At 58.6% G+C, this 21,122-nt stretch carries 9 protein-coding genes and 1 riboswitch; of the genes, 5 read left to right on the top strand and 4 right to left on the bottom strand.

What is annotated here, in order from left to right:
* Positions 1 to 15 precede the first annotated feature (15 nt).
* The gene (locus I4V53_RS02855) at positions 16 to 861 is read left to right on the top strand and encodes a collagen-like protein (RefSeq protein WP_286167005.1); all 846 of its coding nucleotides are present in this window, start codon (positions 16 to 18) and stop codon (positions 859 to 861) included.
* Positions 862 to 1,037: 176 nt separating this feature from the next.
* Here the strand turns inward: I4V53_RS02855 and I4V53_RS02850 are convergent, their stop codons facing one another.
* Positions 1,038 to 8,522, bottom strand: a complete 7,485-nt coding sequence (locus tag I4V53_RS02850) for a beta-L-arabinofuranosidase domain-containing protein (RefSeq protein WP_195983886.1) — start codon at positions 8,520 to 8,522, stop codon at positions 1,038 to 1,040.
* 1,019 nt (positions 8,523 to 9,541) lie between these two features.
* On the opposite strand from I4V53_RS02850, the gene I4V53_RS02845 reads away from it, so the two are divergent.
* The 3 genes from I4V53_RS02845 (at position 9,542) to I4V53_RS02835 (ending at position 14,685) form a co-directional block, all read left to right on the top strand.
* Positions 9,542 to 10,810, top strand: a complete 1,269-nt coding sequence (locus I4V53_RS02845) for a collagen-like protein (protein WP_195983885.1) — start codon at positions 9,542 to 9,544, stop codon at positions 10,808 to 10,810.
* A gap of 180 nt (positions 10,811 to 10,990) precedes the next feature.
* Positions 10,991 to 11,620, top strand: a complete 630-nt coding sequence (locus tag I4V53_RS02840; RefSeq protein WP_195983884.1) for a CatB-related O-acetyltransferase — start codon at positions 10,991 to 10,993, stop codon at positions 11,618 to 11,620.
* A 362-nt stretch (positions 11,621 to 11,982) separates the two neighbouring features.
* Positions 11,983 to 14,685: a sensor domain-containing diguanylate cyclase gene (locus tag I4V53_RS02835; RefSeq protein WP_195983883.1), complete on the top strand. Its 2,703-nt coding sequence runs from the start codon at positions 11,983 to 11,985 to the stop codon at positions 14,683 to 14,685.
* A gap of 162 nt (positions 14,686 to 14,847) precedes the next feature.
* Here I4V53_RS02835 and I4V53_RS02830 read toward each other — a convergent pair whose 3' ends face one another.
* The 3 genes from I4V53_RS02830 to I4V53_RS02820 form a co-directional block, all read right to left on the bottom strand.
* Positions 14,848 to 15,435 carry a DNA-3-methyladenine glycosylase I gene (locus I4V53_RS02830; protein WP_195983882.1) on the bottom strand — a complete coding sequence of 196 codons (588 nt, stop codon included), beginning with the start codon at positions 15,433 to 15,435 and terminating at the stop codon, positions 14,848 to 14,850.
* 189 nt (positions 15,436 to 15,624) lie between these two features.
* The gene (locus I4V53_RS02825) at positions 15,625 to 17,178 is read right to left on the bottom strand and encodes a Na+/H+ antiporter NhaC family protein (protein ID WP_195983881.1); all 1,554 of its coding nucleotides are present in this window, start codon (positions 17,176 to 17,178) and stop codon (positions 15,625 to 15,627) included.
* Positions 17,179 to 17,322: 144 nt separating this feature from the next.
* Positions 17,323 to 18,786, bottom strand: a complete 1,464-nt coding sequence (locus I4V53_RS02820; RefSeq protein WP_195983880.1) for a helix-turn-helix domain-containing protein — start codon at positions 18,784 to 18,786, stop codon at positions 17,323 to 17,325.
* A 139-nt stretch (positions 18,787 to 18,925) separates the two neighbouring features.
* Between I4V53_RS02820 and I4V53_RS02815 the strand changes: the two genes are divergently transcribed.
* Entirely contained in the window at positions 18,926 to 20,587 is a 1,662-nt protein-coding gene (locus I4V53_RS02815; protein ID WP_195983879.1) for a hypothetical protein, read from the top strand.
* A gap of 367 nt (positions 20,588 to 20,954) precedes the next feature.
* A riboswitch (cyclic di-GMP riboswitch) is annotated at positions 20,955 to 21,038 on the top strand.
* The last annotated feature ends 84 nt before the right edge of the window (positions 21,039 to 21,122 follow it).

Below are 21,122 nucleotides of genomic sequence, written 5' to 3'. Positions count from 1 at the left end.
AGGGAGGCTTTTGCCGTGAATATATATCGCAATGAGACAGTACAGCCAAACGGCTGCTGCTGCCCCTGCTATGTTCCCTGTCCCGTTCCCGGGCCGACCGGGCCTACTGGGCCAACAGGGCCGACCGGCCCCACTGGGCCCACCGGTTCGGGCGGGGGACCAACCGGGCCAACGGGTCCCACAGGCGCAACGGGTGTTACCGGCGCAACCGGACCAACGGGTCCCACCGGCACAACGGGCATTACCGGCGCGACTGGACCGACCGGGCCAACAGGCACAACAGGCGTTACCGGTGCAACGGGCGTTACCGGCGCGACCGGGCCAACGGGGCCCACAGGCGCAACGGGACCGACCGGGCCAGCCGCGGACGCCACCGCCTGCGCCTGCGTCGCGCAAATGCGGAACATTCTGCAACAGATTATCCAGCTTTATCCGACCGACAACGTAATCGTCGCAATGGAAAGCGGGAACAACGCCAGCGGAAGGCCGGGAAGCCTGCTGCCCGCTCCGGATACAAACCCCAATTCCGGTCTGTTCCAGCTGACCAACGCGCAGGGCGTCCCGCAGGAGGCCCTTTCCATCTGCCGGATCGCCTCCGTGCGGATCACCAGCGCCACGTACAACAACGCGATCACCTATCTTCCCGCGCCCGCGGCGGAGGGCTGCGGCGCGGACTGCGAAGCGGCGGTCCGCGCGTACCTGCCGGTGGGGACAACCGGCGTGGACATCAACGCCGGTGGCCAGACCGTCGGGCAGGGAACCGTATTGATCAGCGAATTCGGCGTCGTCGTTCTGGTCGGCCCGAATAACAGCGATCCCACGTTTGTTTCCACCTGCAAAGCGGAGGTCATTAACAAATAAGCGCAGCGTTCCTGCAAAACACAAAAAGACGGCGCGTTTTCCGGTTTTTCAACCGCGAAAACGCGCCGTCTTTTTATGGAGAAGCTGTCGTAATCCAATCAGTTTCGTCTCTATCCGCTTTTCGGGGGCGTGTTCAAACAGCCCTTCCCCGATACCGGACAGAGCCGGTCAAAACTTTATCCGATGGCGACTGCGCAATGCTTCACTGCGTTCTGCCCGGGCAATGTTGTGTACACGCCCGTGCTCTGGCCCGGTGCGCCGGTTGCATACACTCTGTAATAGTAATCGTTGCCCAGCTTTGCCACCAGCTGCGTCTTGAGCACGCTGCCGTCGCCCACTGTGAAGGACGGAGCCGCGCTGCCGCCGTTGACGACCGTCATCTTAAAGCAGTATGCGCTGCCTCTTTGCAAGGTGAAGTTCGCCGTTGTGTCGCTGCGCACATACGCCTGTACCGCCAGGCTCTGCGCCGCCGTCAGCACCGGGGAAGCAACGGCCACCGCCGTGCCCGCCGCGTCGTAGGATTTGGAGCGGCCCGCGCCGCCGCCCGCCGGCGTCTTCACAGATGTGGAAACCGGTTGCAGCAGGTTCTTTGCCTGCGCGCCGATATCGCACGCCTCTGCGACCTGCGCTTCCGTCGCGCCCGCATCGTTGTACACGGCCTGCATCAGCGCCAGCTGGCTGCGGAACGCCGCATAGCTGAACACCGTGTAGCCTTCCGGCTTAATAGCGTCCAATTCATCCAACAGCGCTTTCAGCGCCTCTTTGCCCGGCGCCCGCCGCAGGCTTTCCATCGCGCCCAGCAGCCGGGAGGCCATGTCGTCCACGGCCTTCTGGCTTGCGTCCGCGTTGTCCAGCAGGTCGTTCGCGTCGTCCAGCGCCGCCTCAAAGGTCTTCCACGCCTCATTCTGCATATAATCGTCCGCTTCATAGCGCTCCGCCTTGGATACCAGCGATTGCAGGACCGAGAAGTCCGCCCTGCGCTCCAGCGCCAGAATCGCTTCGTTCAGGTCACGATACGCCTTTTCCACGTCCGCCTTGAGCGGCTCTTCTTCATCGCAAACCGCCTGCGCCGCTTCCAGCCATTGGGCAAAGCCCGCCTGGCTTGCCACGGTGAAGTCGTTCAGGTCGATTTCCTCCGCCAGTTCCATCAGCATCTCCAGGGAGGTCTTGTCGCCCTTTTCAAAACTCAGATAGTGCATCGCGTCCAGCAGGTTCTTCCAGGCTTCGTCCACCTGATCCTGTGTGGCGTCCGCATCTTCATACACGCTCTGCGCGTCTTTCAGCGCCAACCGGAATTTTTTCTGCACGGCAGACACCAGCTGGTTGAGCTCTTCTTCGGTGACCTGCTCCGCCTTTTCCAGCAGCGCGCCCAGAATATCCTTTTTGACCATCTGGAACTTGAAGATCAGGGCCTTGTTCTGGTCCGGCATGGTAAAGGTGTACGTGCATCCGCTGGTAGTAAAGCCGACCGCTTCGCCGTTGAGCGTCGCGCCGGAGAAAGCGCCTCCAACCGGCGTAAAGAGCAGCGTAATCTTCTCGCCGTCTTTTACCTTCGCGCCGTAGATGCCGTTCGCGTCGAGGATTACTTCCGTGTCGCCCATCACTTCCAGGACCGCGTTCGCGCCGTACTGAACATTCAGCAGGTGCGTCTTCCCGGAGGGGGCCTTTTCCAGACCCGTCTGCGCCTTGCCCAGCGCCTCGGCTGCCGCGTTGACTTCCGCCTGGGTCGCGTCCGCCGCACCCAGCAGCGCTTTCGCGTCTGTCAGGGCGGTTTGCAGCGCCGCCCAGCTCTCCGCCGTGTAGTCCGTCTCAACATATCCGGCCGCTTCCACGCTGGCGATCAGGGCTTCCAGCGCCGTCTTATCCGCGCCTGCGGAATAGCTGCCGATCAGCTTCCATTCCACAATCGCCGGGGCTGCTTTTTTCACTTCGTTGTTGATAATCATACGGATTTTGCTGGTGACCACCGGTTTGAATGCATAGGTGTTAAATTTGTGATTGATAAACGTGTCGTAATTATGGGTCGGGGCGACCTCCACGAACGCGCCTTCATCGCCCGCGTTGGCGTCCCAGTATTCGATGGTCAGGCCGTCCGGCACCTTGCAGCCGCCGCCGTCGTCGTGCCACATGATCTCACAGCCGGAAAGGGTGACTTCCTTCTTGAATTCGTACATGACCCACGGATTGATGTGAACGGTGGCGCGGTCAAAGGACGACCAGCGGCTGCCGTAATCGGTCTCCGCGATTCCGTCGTTCATGTTGTTCACATTGTCCCTGCCGTTTCCGGTATAGGTATAGGAAGCGGACGGGGTGGCGCGCTGTTCCAGCGGAAGGTCCACATGCTCGGTCAGGTTCAGGAACGCCGCCGCCAGCGCCGCTTTCACGCTGTCGATCTCGCCCTGGGTCGCTTCCGCGTCGTCCAGGACCTTCTTTGCATCGGCCAACGCCGCGGCAAACTCGTCCCAGCCTTCCTCTTCGTAAAGCGTCTTGTCCCTGTCCTTATGCGCATTGTAGAGGGTCTCCAGCAGCGTCTTGCCTTCCGGCGTCTCATTCAGCAGGCTTTCCCTGACGGTTTTGGCAATGATGCCATAGCCTTCCACGTTCGGGTGGAGCTGATCGGGATACAGATGGCTCAGGCCCTGGGTTGCGGTGAACACGTCGATCACCGGACAGCCGGCTTCCGCCGCGGCCGCTTTTTGCAGGGGAATCACCCGCTCCGCAATCACCTTTGCCTGCCCGTCCGGATCCCGGTAGCAGGTCGAGCTGGTCGCAATGTATACCTTCGGGCTGGAAGGCAGGTTCATGTAGCTGTGAATCAGCTTGAGGGCGCTCGCCTTAAAGTTTGTTTCCAGCTTGCCCTCGTTGTCCGATCGGCCGTCGTTGGTGCCGAGCATGATAACGACGATGTCCGGCTCAAACGCCAGGCTGTCGGTATAGCGGGACTTGTTCATATAGGGGTTGCTGCCCTTTATCATCATGGTGGTGTTGTTGACGCCGAAGTTTCCAACCTCATAGCCGCTGCCCAGCATCTTTTGCAGCTGCGCGGGATAGCTTCCCGTAGAGGGGTCGGAAATCCGGTCGCCATAGGTGATGCTGTCGCCCACACAGGCGATCCTGATCGGGGGGCCGGCCACCTCGTCCCGCAGGACCACTGTAATCGTCACCGGTTTTTCCGGCATGCCGAAGCTGTAGCCGTTGTCGTTGTCGATTACGAGGATGTCTTCCTCAGAACCTTCCGCGCGGACCGAGATGTGATCGATCACTTTGCCCGCCTGGATATTGGTGACGGAAAATTGAATAATATCCTCAAAGGTTCCCTTCGCAGGGGCGTTGACGGTGGCGGCGCCGCCGGTCACAGAGGTGGTGATGGCGTTGATCGGGAGAGAGGAGCGGGAACCGATCAGCTTCCATTCATTGATACAGGGCGCTGTCTTGATGGTTTCGTTGTTGATTATCATGCGGATCCGGCTGGTGACCACCGGTTCAAACAGATAGGTGTTGAACTGGGCCGGCTTAAAGGTATCGTTCTCCGCGCCGATCCGGGCGACGTCGACAAATTTGTTCGCGCTGGCGTCCCAATACTGGAAGGTCACGCCGTCCGGGGGCTTGCTGCCGCCGTTGTCGTTGTACCACATGACTTCGCTGCCCGACAGGGTGACCGGGCTGGTAAAGTCGTACTGAACCCACGGGTTGATATCGACCGAACCGGACTTGTAGCTGGACCAGCGGGAACCGGTATTGCCGTCGTTCAGGTTGCTGGCGTAATAATTGCTGTGGACATAGGAGGCGCTTGCGGTAGCCAGCTGTTCCAGAGGCGTTTCCTCCAGGCTGCCCTCCTTGATGTAGACCTGCATTCCCTGATCGCCGCGGTTGCACCAGGCGTAATAGGGGATGAACTTCCAGGTAACCTCGCCTTCCAGCGTTTCACCCTTTGCAGAAAGGGTCATCATCGGCTGCAGGCCGTACTTGTCGGTCTTACCGGTCAGGTTCTCAATCCATTCCCCGGTGAATGTGCTCTCCCCGGGCAGGCCGGCCGCGGCCAGGGCAAAGTTGTTGTCAACCTTTTCCGCCGCGTAAATGAACGGACCGCGGCGAACCGATACCGTATTGGCCAGCGATGCGGCGCGCTCGTCCGGATAAATGCGGTCGGCTTCCATCGGGAAGTTGATCGCAATCTTATCGCCGTCGCTCCACTCGCGGTTGATAACCACATAGCCCGATGCGTTGGGCTCCGCCGAAACGGCCTCGCCGTTGACCGAGATGCTGTTCCCATAGATCGCCCAATCGGGCACGCGCAATCGCAGGGTAAAGGCTTTGGGGGCGTCCACGCCGACCGTCATGGTGGAGCTGCCCTCCCACGGCATGTCGGAATCCAGATTCAGGACGACGGCGTCCCCGCCGACGTCCAGCGTGGCTTCGCTGTCCACATAGAGGTTGAGGGTGATCTCATCCTTCTTCTGGGTGTACATATAGCCGCCCAGGGAAACCACCGTGCGCATCAGGTTGGGCGGGCAGCAGGCGGTGCCGTACCAGGAGTTGCGCGTCTTGCCGCCGTTGCTGCTCTGCGGGTTGTCGTAGAAGAACTTGTCCCCGTCAAAGTTGACGCAGGAAATAATGCTGTTGTAAAGGGTGCGTTCCACCATATCGGCGTATTTGCTCTCGCCGTACAGCAGGTTCATCCGCTGGTTCCACATCGCGTTGCCAATCTGCGCGCAGGTCTCGCAGTAGCCGGGCAGCGGCAGGCTGAAGGAGGTGCTGTTGAAGCCTTCCACAGAGGCGGAAGCTCCCACGCCGCCGGTGACGTACTGCTTGCCGTTGGCGACGTCGTTCCACAGCGCCTGGAGCGCTTCGTCGTACACGCCGTCGCCCTCATACAGGGCGTAGTCCGCCATGCCGGCATACATATACTGGGCGCGCACACAGTGGCCGCGCGCGACAAATTGTTCCACTACGGGCAAGTGGTCCTGGATTCTCGCGCTTCCGTTGTTGGAACAGACGCCGTGGCGGTTCGACGTATCGCCGCGCATATCCAGGAAGAATTTGCACAGGTCAACGTAGCTGTCCGCCTTCTTTTTGTAGTTCACGCCGTCCTTCTCGCCGATCTCGTTGCAGAGGTTGGCAAGCTTGACCAGCGCAAGCTCGATCTCCTGATGGCCGGGAGCGGCCCGCCAAAGGCCGGGGCCAAACAGGGTGGTCAGGTAGTCGGCGTTTTTGACCGCCATATCGAACAGGCGGGTGTCTCCGGTCGCGCGGTAATGCGCCACCGCCGCCTCATAGAAGTGGCCCATGCAGTAGAGCTCATGGTAGCTGAAATCCCAGAAATGTTCTTTGCCGGTGACGGTAAAGTAGGAGTCAAAGTAGCCGCTGTCCTCCTGAGCCGCCTGATAAACCGGAATCCATTCCTCCAGCTTTTCCTTGATCCTCTCCTGTCCGGCGATCGTCTCCGCGTCGCCCATCGGGTCGATCTGCAGGGCGTAGGCCATCGACTCGACCACCTTATGTACGTCGGAGTCGGTATAATACGCGCCCGACCACTGGCTGACGGCGGGCTCCAGCTCGCCGCGGTTGACCTGGCCGGCCTTTCGGATGCCGGGGATGCCGCCCGAGGATTTTTCCACGTTGGTGATGCCGTTGGGGATCACCTGGCAGATGAACGCCTTCTGGCGCGCGCGCCAGAACTCGTCCGTGATGTTCACCTGGTCAAAGGGAACCGCCGTGGCGTTATCGCCCGCGATGTACGCCTCGCGCACGACGACCGTGGCTTCCGCCTGTACGTTGCCGGGGTTGCTGTATTCTTTTGACGGCGCCAGGGTCCCCTTGAAGGTGTACCGGCCCGCCGTTTTGCCGTCGTACGTTTCACAATTCCATTCGCTGATCTGTGCGACCGATTCGGTGTTGGCGCTGATGCCGCAGTCGATCAAATCCTGTCTGGAAACCGTGCGCACTTTGAAGGCGCTGGAATCGAACGCCTGAGAGTAGGACCGGAGCCCGGTGCGCCCGTTGGGGAATCTGGTATCGGTAAACTGGTGCATCAGCTTGCCGTCCAGGAAGATCGAGATGGTATCCTCAAACAGAACCGCCTTCAGGTGGTAGTCTGTGTTGGCCTGGAATCCGCCCTCGATCTTATACGCGGCGGAGTAGTGCCAGGCGCCGTCGGCATAGCCGATGACCAGCACGTCCTTGCCCGCTGTGGAGTTGGTGCCCACGCCCGCGAAATATCCATGATACTTATCGGTTCCGGTATCCTCAATCTTCGTGGCGCGCAGCATAAAGCCGCAGTTGTTATAGGGATTGTCTGTCCCCATGGAAACGGTGGTCTCCACCACATAGTTGCGCCAGGCCTCGTCGCCTGCCGCGGCTTTCAAATTGGTGCTGGTGCCGAATTTCATCCGGTTGTCCTGGTAGGTGATCCCGCTGCCGAAGACGTCCCAGCTCTCCCGGCTCTTGTCCGGGTCGGAGAAATCGTCCTCAAACAGGACCTCCGAGGTCTCTCCCGCTGCGGAAGACGCCAGCAGAACGCTCGCCTTTCCCGGAAGCTTGGCCCGCGCCTCGTCTATGGTGGAGCCATAGGAGATGCGCACGTCGTCGAACGTTTCCGCGCTGATGACCCTGGGCGCGTCCTCGCCGCCGGCAGGCTCTTTTACAACGACCCTGGCCGCCGCCTTAAGGCTCTCCGGATTCAAATAGTCCGCGGAATCCGCCAGCGTGCCCTCAAATGTGTAGGTTCCGGCGGTATCCCCGTCATAACCGGCGCATTCCCACTTGCTGACCGCCGCTTTGCCCGGCGCAGCGACCGGCTCCGACGGGTCGGCCTCGATGCCGAAGAGCGCCTTTTCCTCGCTGCTCAGCGTCCGCACGAGGAAGTCGGAGACTTCAAAGGGGATCAGGTAGGCGCGCAGGCCCGCGGTGCCCTTTGTCAAGTCCTTTGCGACATCCTGGCTGAAGGTGTACTCGTAGCCCAAAGCGCCGTCCAGATAGGACTTGATGGAGTTTCCGGACACCATCACTTTGAGGTCGTGCTCCCTGCCAAACTGGTAGTCCATCGCTTTTTTGCCGATCTGGTTCCAGTCCGGCTTTGACCAGCCGAGCACCATGCCGACCGTTCCCTGGCGGCCGCCGATCCCCACATAGTAGCCCTTGTAGCTATCGCCGCCGCTCTGCTGAAATTCAGAGCTGTGGACGCTTACGCCGTAGTTCTGGGTAGTACTGTCGCTGTCGGAGCGAAGCCTGGCCTCGACTACATAGTCGGTCCAATCCGCGCTTCCCTCGGTCTCAACCGCAATTTTGATATTGCCGCTGTTGCCGACCTTCATTTTGCCGTCTTCAAAGGTGACTACATTGTCGCCGTACACCTTCCAATTGGCGGCGCTTGCGTCGGGGTCTGAAAAGTCATCCTTGAACAGAACGACGCTTTCCGTCCCGTCCTCGACGGTCCCCTCAAGGGTAACGTCTACCTCCTTGGGAAGCAGCTCCAACACGTCGTCGACCGGCGTACCATTGTCCACTTCCACGCGTTCCAGGTCGCCGACCGCAGTAATCTTGGGCGTTGAAGTCCAATCTACTGCCGGCGTTGCGGCCAGTGCGGTCACCGGGCTGCTCAACATCGCCGCGGATAGCAGGATGCTGAGCCATCGCTTGAAACTTGTGCTTTTGCGTTTCATCTGATTTTTTCCTCCTATTAGTAATATAAATTATGGCAATCCCCTGGTAAAATCCCTGGACTTCTTCATGGGATCACACTTAATTCTTACCACGCCCCACAACGGGAAGCAGCCTTCCAAACAGCGGTTGAATGGAAGGCTATACACCCAACCTAACAGTCAAAAATGGATCAGGGTCCCTCTGAACGAACAAAGCTGTAACAAGTACAGTTGAATAGATGTCATGTAAAGAAAAACAAAAGGAGCAGGAAAAAACCGTATGGTTTTGAGATGTACCAGGTGAAGGAGGAAAATGAATAGCCGGTATGAAACGCCCTGTGGATACAGGCGGAGGAAGCCATCTCTATTTTCTCCGCCCGTCGTTCCATCCAGGGGACCAAACGGCAAAACGCCATGGCCCCTCCGGGTGAATTTTGTTTTTTCTCCAAGTGGCTGCGATACTGCCACATCGGAAAGAACGCCGCATTAATATTCGATTGGTTCTATAACAAGTCATTTGTAAGCGAGGAATTTTCTCCGCAGCAAACTTGACAGGCGCATAACCCATTTCCTTAGAAGCAAACAATTTAAATTAAGTAATTGTAAATAATTATTGAAAAAACTAAAGTAATTGTAAATAATTATTGAAAAAACTATAATTATCTTCTGATTTATGTTGGATTGTTAAAATAATTATAGCAGGTAACTTTTAGAAAAGATACCCGATTTTTTATCCAGAGTTTCCGATTTTATAACATGCAGGACGTCCAATTAGAAAAAATGGAATTAACGAAGAAAATATGCGGTCCCTTTACGGGGAATAGCCTCCATGAAATCCGCCGGATACAGGCCTCCATGCTTTGTGGACCCATAAGTAATATTTCCGATTCAACCCTTTTTCCTCCGGCGGCTAAAGAGGGTTTCCGCACATTCCCTTTCTCATTTTCGCACCGGCGCGGCTCTTTTTCTGTAACCATATCTCCGAATCCACATATTTTGATAATAAGGACAGTTATATCGTTTGACAGGGAGGTTTTGCAATGAATATCTATCCGAATGAAAGTTTGCAGCAGAACTGCTGCTCACCCTGCTATGTTCCCTGCCCGATCCCCGGGCCGGAGGGCCCAATAGGCCCAACCGGGCCAACAGGACCAACCGGGCCAACGGGACCTTCCGGAGGGCCGACCGGCGCCACAGGCGCAGCCGGGGCCACAGGTCCTGCCGGACCCACCGGAGCGACAGGACTGACTGGTTCCACAGGTGCAACCGGGGCAACCGGAGCAACCGGAGCCACAGGCACAACGGGAGCGACGGGCACAGCGGAAACCATTACCATCCGCACCACCACCACTTCCGAGCCGGGAACGGCTGCCGCGGTCGTTGACGTCAGCGGCGGCCCGGACCATGTTCTTGATTTTAATATTCCGCGGGGCGATACCGGACCGGCAGGCGCTACGGGCGCAACCGGACCTGCCGGCGCGGCAGGTGCAACGGGCGCGACCGGAGCAACCGGGCCGACCGGCGACGCTGGGGCGACCGGGGCAATCGGACCAACCGGGCCGACGGGACCCACCGGTGAAACCGGCGCGGCGGGCGCAACCGGGGTAACGGGCGAGACCGGACCCACCGGTGAAACCGGCGCAGCGGGCGCAACAGGGGCAACAGGACCGACCGGCGCAACAGGCGAAACCGGCGCAACGGGAGCAACAGGTGAAACCGGCGCTACCGGAGAGACCGGGCCAACCGGCGAGGCGGCCACCATTCAAATCGGTTCTGTAATCACCGGCGAGCCCGGAACGGAAGCATCCGTGACGAACTCCGGCGACGATAACAACGCAATCTTTGATTTTGTCATTCCGCGCGGCGAGACCGGCCCCGGCGGCGGCGGTTCCCTCGACGTACTCGCAACCGTCGACACCTCCGCACAGCAGCCCCCGGCGGGCACGCCGCTGACTTTTAACGAAAACCCGCTGGTTTCCGGCGTGTCGATCACGCACAGCGCCGGTTCCCCCGACGTGGTGATCACACAGCCCGGCGTGTACCAGGCGACCTTCCAGGCGACCGCCACGCCGGCCCCCGGCGCCACCATTCCGGCGGAGGTCACGGTACGCCTGTATCAGGACGGCGTTCCCGTGCCGGGCGGAACGGCGACGCATACGTTTACCTCATCCACCGAGACCGCCACACTGTCGTTTAACATCCCGTTCCGGGCTGCGGCCGCGCCCTCCAACATTACGGCGGTCGTGGAGAACGACGGCGTCACCTTTGAGAACACGGCGATGACCGTGGTCCGGCTGGGAGACGCATAACCGCTTTTACAAACACGTATCCAATAAAAAAGCCGCTCCAGAAAATGGAGTGGCTTTTTTTGCGCGTTCGCGTTATACTGAAAAAGTCAATATGCCTTTTAAAGGGAGTGGTGAGGTGAAACGCTGCATTGCAGTTACTGGAATAGCCGTTTGATCCAAAAAATTTCAGGAGGTATTTCCATGGCTGTTCCAGAAAAAAGATACCCGCGCACCGGCGATCCGGCGACGGTCTATTTAAAACCGGTGATTACCAACCCCAATATCCTTGTGGGGGAGTACACCTTTTATAACGATTTTGTTTCCGACCCCACACAGTTTGAGAAAAACAACGTCCTGTACCACTATCCCGTCAACGGCGACCGTCTGGTGATCGGCAAGTTCTGCTCGATCGCCTGCGGCGCAAAGTTCCTGTTCACCAGCGCCAATCACGCGCAAAAGTCCCTGTCCACCTTCCCGTTCCCCATCTTTTTTGAGGAATGGGGGCTGGAGCAAAAGGACGTCGCGTCCGCGTGGGACAACAAGGGCGACATCGTGATCGGAAACGACGTGTGGATCGGGTACGAGGCCGTGATCCTGTCCGGCGTCCGGATCGGCGACGGCGCCATCATCGGGACGCGGGCCGTGGTCACAAAGGACGTGCCGCCGTATACCATCGTCGGCGGGATCCCGGCCAAGCCGATCCGGAAACGGTTTGACGAGGCGACGGTCCAGCGCCTGCGGCAGCTCAAATGGTGGGACTGGCCCTTTGAACAGATCCAGCGCTTTCTGCCCGCAATCATGAACGGGGAAGTGGAAAAGCTGGTTCCGTAATCCCGTATCAACCCTGCAAAAAGACGGAGCAGGCGCGCCAGAGTGCGTACCTGCTCCGCTTTTTCTGTTCCAGCGCCCGGCGGCCCGTTTCCGCATGGAAAAACGCGGGTCATTTCATCCGCACGGCGGTAACCGCAGCATTTTTATATTGGTAAATTTATACTGAATCTGTGGAAGAATGGCTCAATCTGTCACATTTGAATTGCAATCAGTATGCGGGAACGGTATAATAATTGAAACGCTGCCGGCGGATATCCGGCGGCACAACCCTTGTTCGGCGGCATCCGGTAAGGCGCGGAAGGGAACACAGAACTCCCGTCCCCCTGCTTTTCCCAAAAAGATGATAGGAATGATCGTACATTATGAAAAAGAAAATGCTACCCGTTCTCTTATTATTGGCAGTACTGCTGTTATCGGGTGTCTGGTCCCTGTTATCCGTACGCAATCTCCACAGCAGCGCCCGGGTCCTCAACCGCACCGGCATGGTGCGCGGGGCGTCCCAGCTGCTGGTCAAGGAGGAGCTGTACGGAGAGCCGAACGACGCTCTGATCGGCCGTCTGGACCGGATGATCGACGAGCTGACGGCCGGAGGCGGGGAAAACAGCCTTGATCCGGACTATCAAAGCGCGATGGGAACGCTGAACGAGAACTGGCAGTCGCTCAAAAATGAGATCCTGCATGTGCGGCAGGGCGGCGAACCGGAGACGCTCTACCGCTTGAGCGAAGCCTTCTTCCAGGACGCCGACCGGGCCGCCTCTCTGGCGGAGGCATACACAGAGAAGCAGGCGAACCAAAGCGCAATGCTGTTTTACGCGCTCTTCGGCCTGATCGCCGCCGGTACCTGTTTATTCGCCGCCCATACATACAGAGGCCACCGGAACCGCAGGCAGGCGGAGGCCGTCGCCGCGGACGGCCAGAGAGAAAAAGAAACGCTGGAAAAGATGTCCGCCGCGCTCCGCGCCCCTCTGGACGAACTGTCGGAACTGATGTATGTGGCGGATCTGGAAACCCACGACCTGCTGTTTTTCAATGAAGCGGGCCTGCGGAACTTTGCGCTGGATTCCTACAAGGGCAAAAAGTGCTATCAGGTGCTGAGAGGGCGGGACACGCCCTGCGAAACCTGCAAATCGCATGTATCTCCCGACGGCGACACCTATACGTGGGAGGATACCAATCCCGTCACAGGCCGCCACTATGTGCTGAAGGACCGGGAAATCCTGTGGGAAGGCCGGCCCGCGCGGCTTGAAATCGCCTTTGATATTACAGAAGCGGAAACAGAAAAGCAGAGCCTGCGGTATACCCTGAAAATGGAAGCCCTGATCATGGACTGCGTGCGCACGCTGTACCAGGGACACAGGCCGGCTGAAACGATCCCCAAAATTCTGGAGAGCCTGGGCCAATTCCTGGACGCGGAGCGGAGCTATATTTTCCTTGTCCACGACGGCCTTGCCTACAATGATTTTGAGTGGTGCAAGATGGGCATCACGCCGCAGCGGGACAATCTTCAGGCGCTGCCGCTTTCCTTCTTCGACAGCTGGATGCCCCGGTTCAACCGGCGGGAATGCGTCCTGATTCCGGATCTGGAACAGCTCAAGGAGTCTTCCCCGGAGGAATACGAGATTCTGCACAGCCAGAATATCCACAGCCTGGTGGCGGCCCCCATGGAATGCGACGGCGTCTTCTGCGGCTGCCTGGGCGTTGACAATCCGCCGCGGGAGCGGCTGACCTATATCAGCACCATGCTGCAGACCCTGTGCTATTTCCTGATGCTCTCCATTAAACGCGCCGAGGATGAAGAACAGCTCTCCCGCCTCAGCTTCCATGATACGCTCACCTCCTTCTATAACCGCAACCGCTTTATGAAGGATTCGGACGCGCTGCAAAACTCCCATATCCCGGTGGGCGTCGTCTATCTCGACGTCAACGGCCTCAAGGATATGAACGATAAACGGGGGCACGCCTACGGAGACAAGCTGCTGATGGAAGCGGCCCGGCGGCTTAAGGAGGTATTCTGTAACGCGGACCTTTACCGGATCGGCGGCGATGAATTCGTCGCTGTCTGCCGGCACATCGGGGAACAACGGTTTAACGGGCAGGTGCAGAAGCTGAAACAGCGGTTCCAGGAGGGCAGCGACTGCTGCGCGGCCATCGGCAGCCAGTGGTGCGCGGCGCTTCAGGACATGGATGAAACCACCTCGCAGGCCGACGCGCGCATGTATGAGGATAAAAAACGGTTTTACCGGAAAAATCCAACTTCCAAGCGTTACCGGCATCAAAGCGACGATCTGCTGGAGCTGTCCAACCCCAACATTCTGGAATCGGAGATTAACAAAAACCGGTTTGCCGTGTATATGCAGCCCAAGGTCTCCTCCGTTGACCGCACGGCCATGGGGGCCGAGGCGCTGATCCGCTATTATTCCGAAGCGGGCGTTCCGATCCTGCCCGGCAGCTTTCTTCCCCTGCTGGAGGAAGCGGAGACGATCAGCCAGATCGATTTTTTCGTATTTGAATCGGTCTGTTCCCGGATCAAACGGTGGCTGGATACGGGGAAAGAGGTCTATCCCGTCTCCATCAATTTTTCCCAACACTCGTTGGCCCAGCCCTCCTTTGTCAGGCAAATCTGTGCCATCTGTGAAAAATACGAGGTCGCGCCCAGGTTTTTGGAAGTAGAAATCACAGAGATGGTTCTGGAATCCGAAGAATACGACCTGCCCGCCCTGATCCATGAGCTGCGGCGGGCCGGGTTTATCGTCGCCCTGGCCGACTTCGCCACAAGCACCGACGGGGTCCGTTTCCTCAGCTCCGCGGAATTTGACGTTCTGAAGCTGAACAAGGCGATGATCGTAGACGTGCTGCAAAATGCGGGCGCCATCTCCTCCATTGTGGAGCTTTGCCATGAAAAAGGAATCCGGCTGGTCGCCGAGGGGATCGAAACGGAAGAGCAGATGTGCGAACTTTGTAAGTGCGGTGTGGAGCTGCTGCAGGGCTTCCTGTTCAGCAAGCCGATTTCCATGGAAGAATACGAGGAAAAGTATCTGTCCAAGCCGCTTTTAAATGAATCTTAACGCCAGAAAAGGGCCGCCCGCAATGCGGGCGGCCCTTTTTCATGGATACAATAAGACGCAGGCTGGACGTTGCGGCGCACCCGATAAAAGCAGTGGGACAGGGCGGCCCGCGCCGCAGCTTGTGTGCCTGGTTGTCCGCCGGCCTCCTGTTTTCCCTGCGCATCAACGGACGCATGACTGCGCCTGCTCTTCCTGATAGAGAAAGCAGCCTTTCACATGGTCGTTCACCATGCCCGTCGCCTGCATGAACGCGTAGACGATTGTCGACCCGACAAATTTAAATCCCCTCTTTTTCAGATCTCTGCTGATTTGATCCGAAAGCGGCGTCGTGGCCGGGATGTCCTCCATCGTTTCCCAATGATTCTGAATCAGCGTACCATCCACATATGCCCATATGAACGCATCAAAGCTCCCATATGTCTCCTGTATTTTCAGAAACGCTCTGGCATTCGTCACCGCGGCGTTCACTTTCAGGCGGTTCCGGATAATCCCTTTGTTTTCCAGCAGCGCCTGTATTTTTTCTTCCCCGTAACGCGCAACTTTGTCCGGATCAAATCCATCAAAGGCTTCCCGGAACGCCTCTCTTTTTTTGAGCACGGTGATCCAGTTCAGCCCGGCCTGCATCCCTTCCAAAATCAGCATTTCAAATAGCCTTTGGTCGTCGTGCACAGGCCGTCCCCACTCGTTGTCATGATACTCCACGTATATGGGGAGATCCCCCACCCAGTCGCACCTTGTTTTTTCACACATACTGCCACTCCTTTCCCATCCGTCATTTTTTATATCATACCATATCTGATTTGACATGCGCAGGTCAAGGATACCGAAAATTGACAGTGAAACGGCACTCGCAGCCGCTTCGGAGCTATGAAAACGGCCTCCGTGGAAATTCCACGGAGGCCGCCGTTTTTTATATCGCAGGTTTTCAAATCCGCAGAATCAGGAGGCGTCCGCCGCCTCTGACGCTTTCGCTTTTCTCATGCTCAGGCGATGGAGGACAACCAGCGCGCCCACCAGGACGATCACGCCGCTGCCGAGCGTCAGCCAGACGTTCGCGCCGCTTAATCCGGCCACCAGATAGCCGATAAAGCAGCAGCACGCCACGGTGATGCAATAGGGGAGCTGCGTGGACACATGCTGGATGTGGTTGCAGCCCGCGCCCGTAGAGGACAGGATCGTGGTATCCGAAATCGGGGAGCAGTGGTCGCCGAACACGCTGCCCGCCAGCGTTGCGGAGAGCGCCACCACCAGAAGCTCCGGCGCGATCGCCACGCAGGTGGGGACGACGATCGGGATCAGGATGCCAAAGGTGCCCCACGCGGTGCCCATGGAGAAGCTCAGGAACGCCGCCACGGCGAAGATAATCGCCGGCAGCAGGGACGCCGGCAGGGCGCTGCCCGCCACCATGTCCTTGACAAACTCGCCGGTCATGAGCAGGTCGCGGCACACGCCGCTGATGGTCCACGCCAGGGTCAGGATGATAAACGCCGGAACCATGGACTTCACGCCCATGGTGATGCCCGCCATAAAGTCGCGGAACTTCACCACACGGCGCGGGACAAACAGCAGGAACGCCACAACCAGCGCCGCAAAGCCGCCCAGCACCAGCGCTTCCGCCGCGACGCAGTTGCCGAACGCCGCGCCGATGGAATGATACGCCGGGTCGTCGCCCCAGAAACCGCCGTTATACAGCATCGCCAGGATGGAAAAGACGATCAGCGCAAAAATCGGGATCAGCATATCGAACACGCGGCCCTTTTCGTTGACGGGAATGGCGTCCGTCTCTTCCTTGTCGATCGCGCCCAGGTCGCCCGCCGCCGCGGTTTCCTCCGCGCGCTCCATCGGGCCGAAGTCCAGGTTGACAAAGCAGAGCAAGAAGACCATCAGGATGCTCAGGATTGCGTACAGGTTGTACGGGATCGTGGCGACAAACGCCGCGATGTCGCTTTCAAACTCCCCGGTGATCGCCAGGTTGGAGCCGACCGCCGCCGCCCAGCTGGAAATCGGGGCGATGATACAGACCGGCGCGGCTGTGGCGTCGATGATATACGCCAGCTTTGCCCGGGAAATCTGGTATTTGTCTGTGACCGGCTTCATAACCGTGCCGACCGTCAAACAGTTGAAATAGTCGTCGATGAAGATCAGGGAACCCAGAACGCCCGTCGCCACCATGGCGCTGCGCTTGGATTTGAGCTTGTTGCCGGCCCAGCGCCCGTACGCCTGGGAGCCGCCGGCCATATTGACCACCGCAACCAGCGCGCCCAGCAGGGCGAGAAACAGAATGATGTTGATGTCCACACGGTTCGCCATGAGCTTGAACGCATAATCGACGGTTCCCACCACCGGGTTTCCGCCGCTCATGCAGGCGTAGATCAGCGTTCCGGACAGGATGCCGATCATCAGCGAGGAAATGACCTCCTTGGTCATCAGGGCCAATGCGATTGCAATGATGGGCGGCACGATCGAAAGCCAGCCCGCGTAAATTGGGTCCATGGACTCTCCCCTTCCAATCTCAGGCCCGCGGCAGTCCGCGCGCCCTTTTTTCCTATTTTACCGGACTAAAGCGGGAAAAGTCAATAAATTTTGACAATTTTTTCATAATTTATTCATATTTTTGGGAAATGTTGCGAAAATAAATCAAAATTGAGCTTTTAAACCCTCCATTTTCTGCTGGAGGACCGCGCGCGTCTCCTCCTGGGTGTAAGCACCGCCGCTTTTCTCCAGGGAGGACAGCAGGTCCTTAAAGCAATAGGACAGAGATTTTTCGCACAGGAGGAACGCCGCGTACGCGTTGGGGTGGTGCTCCTGTATGAGACAGACCGCGCCGCCGCGGCAGACCACCGCCTCCAGCCCGACGGATACCCGCGGTATCTCCGGGCGGAGCATCAGGTGGACGCGCGAATCGCTCCACATCGTGCTGTAGCGGCGCAGCAGCTCGTGGCGGTCGCGGGCGGGCAGCGGCGCGCAGTCGAATTCCGGAATCTGCCAGATGCGGCCGGTATTGCAGAAATAGTCCAGGCCCTCCAGCGTGAAATAGTCGATCTGCACGCTGCGCCCGCCCCGTTCTCCGTTCTGCCCGCGGATATACTCCATGAGCTGGTCCACCACCGCGCCGGCGCCGGGCAGGTGCCAGTTGACGCTCCGTTCCAGCATGTCCCGCGAAAGGCAGGGGATCAGGCACGGTTCCGCGGAAATGCAGTACCGCGGCGGCTCCCTGTTCAGGGTCATCTGTTCGTCAAAGGGCAGGTTTTCCGCCAGCGTATGAATTTTCCCGCACAGCGGCTGCGATTTCTTTACAGCTTCCGCAAACAGCTTTTGAAAAAACGCGACCTGCTCTTTCTCCCGGTGGCAGAGCGCGTATTCTGCCCGGCTGGAAATCTGGATAGCGCAGCCCCCGGTAACCACCAGACAGGGCAGCAGGTTGTTATTGGAAAAATGGGCGTGCACGTTGTCATAATAGTAATACGGCACATAGGTGCAGCCGGAACCGGCCGCCTGCATGGCCGCGCGCAGGCAGCGCAGGTTGTACCGGTTGTCGCCGCTTTTTTCCGTCCCTTCCAGGCAGAGGATATGCCGGATCGTGCAATTCCCCTTTTCGAGCGCCAGCGCAGGCAGCGCCTGGAACAGGGACTCGTATTCCGGCTGCGCCATCAGCAGCACCTCGCCGTTATTCCGCTCCATCTCCGCCCGGACGGCGGCCTGCACCGCGTGGTTGATCTCCAGGCTGCCGTACAGCGCCCCCTTTGGACCCGGCCCTGGAAGCGCTTTGGAAACGGGCTGCTCCGCAGGCGCAACCCGGAAGGAGCTGAGGAATTCCGCCGTGCAGCTCCGGCGCAGGTATTCCTCCTCGCCCATATCGGCGATGTTGAAACAGGCCGTCAGCTCCGCCCGTTCCTCGGGACTGAGCCGCAGCCCTTCCGCGAGCTGGCGGAAGACCTCCATGGAGATTTTCCGGTCTCCGTTGACGTATTTGTAGAGCGCCGCGCGGTCGATGTTGCAGAGATTCGCCAGCGTATACATCTTGATCTGCTTTTTCTGAATGATCTCTTTTAATTTTTCCGACAGCATGGACATGGTGAACGCCTCCTTCCTCACCCTCATCTTAACATTCTTCCTTCTTATTTTAACAGCTTTTATTTCTTTTGGGCCGACGGGTGCATTTTTTTCGCAAACGTGCTATGATTTGGGGGTATCAGGCGCAAACTGTTCCCATACGATTCCCAAAGAAGGAGCGAATATATTGAGTACGAAAAAAAGAGTGATCTGGAATCTCCTGCTCGCCGTGCTGTTTGCCGGCTGGGTCTTTGTTACCAATCCGAACCTGAACCCGCTCTATCCGGACGGCGCGTTTATCTGGCTGGCGCTGTTCAGCTGCTATCTGGCGCTGAACTTCATCATCGGCCTCGGCGGCCTGCATATGGAGCAAAACGCGAACGGCGTGCCCGTGGTCCGCATCGGCCACGACGCGCGCGGGACCAAACGCACGCTCAAGGTGCTGGCGGTGCTGTGGGGCCTGTTTCTCCTGCTGAACCTGGCTTCCACGGTGATCGTCAACTACGGCGCGTACCGCGACCAGCTCGGCACGCCGGAGAAGGCGCAGTTTACCGACACGGTGCAGCCCATCTCACAGGACCAGCTTCCCATCGTGGACAAGGCGCTGGCGCGGGAGCTGGCGGACAAAAAGCTGGGTGAGAACCCGGGCCTGGGCAGCCAGGTCGTGCTGGGCGAACCGGTCATCCAGCAGGTGCAGGGCAAGCTGCTCTGGGCCGTGCCGCTGGAGCACTCCGGCTTTTTCAAGTGGCTGAACAATATGGATGGTTCCGCGGGTTACATCGTCGTGTCCGCGACGGACGTCAACGACGTCAAGCTGGTGGACGATTACAAGATCAAATACCAGGCGGGCGCGTACCTGCTGGACAATCTAGACCGCCATGTGCGCCTGGCGGGCGGCGGGCTGTTCCGCGGCGTCACGGATTACTCCTTTGAACTGGACGACAGCGGCCGCCCGTTCTGGGTGGTCACCACGTACAAAAACAACTGGCTGTTCGCGCTGCCGGAGGCCAACGGCATCATCACCGTGGACGCGCAGACCGGCGCGGCGTCCTCCTACGGCATGGACGAAATCCCGGAATGGGTGGACCGCGTGCAGCCGGAGAGCTTCATCACCACGCAGATCGCCAACCAGGGCGAGTACGTCCACGGCTTCCTCAACTTTTCCAATCAGGACAAATTCAAGCCCAGCGCGGGCCACATCATCGTCTACAACGACGGCGACTGCTACCTGTTCACCGGCCTGACGAGCGTCGGCTCCGACGAGTCCGCCATCGGCTTCATGATGGTCAACATGGTGACCAAGGAGACAAAGCTCTACCAGATGAGCGGCGCGACGGAATCCGCCGCGATGAGCTCCGCGCAGGGCAAGGTCCAGCAGTACGGCTATCAGGCGGCGTTCCCGATGATCATCAACCTGGACGGCCAGCCGACGTATTTCATGACGCTCAAGGACAACGCGGGCCTGATCAAGCAGTACGCGTTCGTCTCCGTCGCCACCTACACCAACGTCGGCACGGGCGAGTCCATCAGCGCGGCCCTGCGCAATTACCGCCAGACCCTGCGGGAGAACAACAGCGGCAAGGTGGACGCCAGCGTGGGGGACGAGTCCGCTGCCGGCACGGTGCTGCGCATTGCGGGCGAAGCGCTGGGGGATACCATCACCTACCGCGTCATCCTGGAGAACAAGCCGCATCTGATCTTCACCGTGCCATATGACATGAGCGCGGAGCTGTCCCTCACACAGCCCGGCGACCGCGTGAAGCTGCGGTATCTGCCGAGCGAAAACGGCATCTGCGCCGCCACGTCGTTCGACAATCTGGAGTTTACCCAAACGGGGACGGAGGAATAAGTAAAAATGCCGCCGGAATCCCTGTAAAACAGGACCGCAGCAGTATTTTCAGGACAAATCAAAATCCCATTGCAACCCCCGCAGCGTCCAACCGGATGATGCGGGGGTTTTGCGTTTGCCCCGCATCCTCTGAATCGGCAGCCCTCCTGACGCTTTAAAAGCCGGTTTTGCCGCGCGCCGCCGACCCGGCTCCGGATAAAAAAATAACAAAAACAGTAATTATTCCCAATGCGATCGAGGAAAAGTTTATGCGACCTTACAAAGTTCGACAAAAACGATAATACCTCTTGCTCTTGGTGGAAATCTCTGGTATACTGAATGCAATCGATAACCTAGTGGATTACTCGAGTATCCAATTCGAAACAACTTCATAATTTGGCAAACCTGTTGAAAAGCAGGGACGCAAAGCCACGGGTCTAAGCCGATGGAGGTATGACAGCCGGTTGCAGCTTTGGGGGGATTGTTTCGCCCTGGGGTTTTAACTGACGCTCTCAGACTGTCCATTCCCGGACCGGTCGAGGGTGTTTTTATTTTG

Origin of the sequence: Clostridium sp. D33t1_170424_F3 (genome assembly GCF_015667585.1) — a bacterium.
Lineage (GTDB): Bacteria > Bacillota > Clostridia > Oscillospirales > Acutalibacteraceae > Anaeromassilibacillus.
The sequence above is the reverse complement of the archived record's forward strand: the minus strand, read 5'-3'. Positions and strand labels throughout refer to the sequence as shown.

What these genes read in the sequence shown, in the direction of transcription:
- I4V53_RS02820 (WP_195983880.1), bottom strand. Translation starts at nt 18,786, where the DNA reads ATGAGGGTGAGGAAGGAGGCGTTCACCATGTCCATGCTGTCGGAAAAA.
- I4V53_RS02825 (WP_195983881.1), bottom strand. Translation starts at nt 17,178, where the DNA reads ATGGACCCAATTTACGCGGGCTGGCTTTCGATCGTGCCGCCCATCATT.
- I4V53_RS02840 (WP_195983884.1), top strand. Translation starts at nt 10,991, where the DNA reads ATGGCTGTTCCAGAAAAAAGATACCCGCGCACCGGCGATCCGGCGACG.
- I4V53_RS02830 (WP_195983882.1), bottom strand. Translation starts at nt 15,435, where the DNA reads ATGTGTGAAAAAACAAGGTGCGACTGGGTGGGGGATCTCCCCATATAC.
- I4V53_RS02835 (WP_195983883.1), top strand. Translation starts at nt 11,983, where the DNA reads ATGAAAAAGAAAATGCTACCCGTTCTCTTATTATTGGCAGTACTGCTG.
- I4V53_RS02845 (WP_195983885.1), top strand. Translation starts at nt 9,542, where the DNA reads ATGAATATCTATCCGAATGAAAGTTTGCAGCAGAACTGCTGCTCACCC.
- I4V53_RS02850 (WP_195983886.1), bottom strand. Translation starts at nt 8,522, where the DNA reads ATGAAACGCAAAAGCACAAGTTTCAAGCGATGGCTCAGCATCCTGCTA.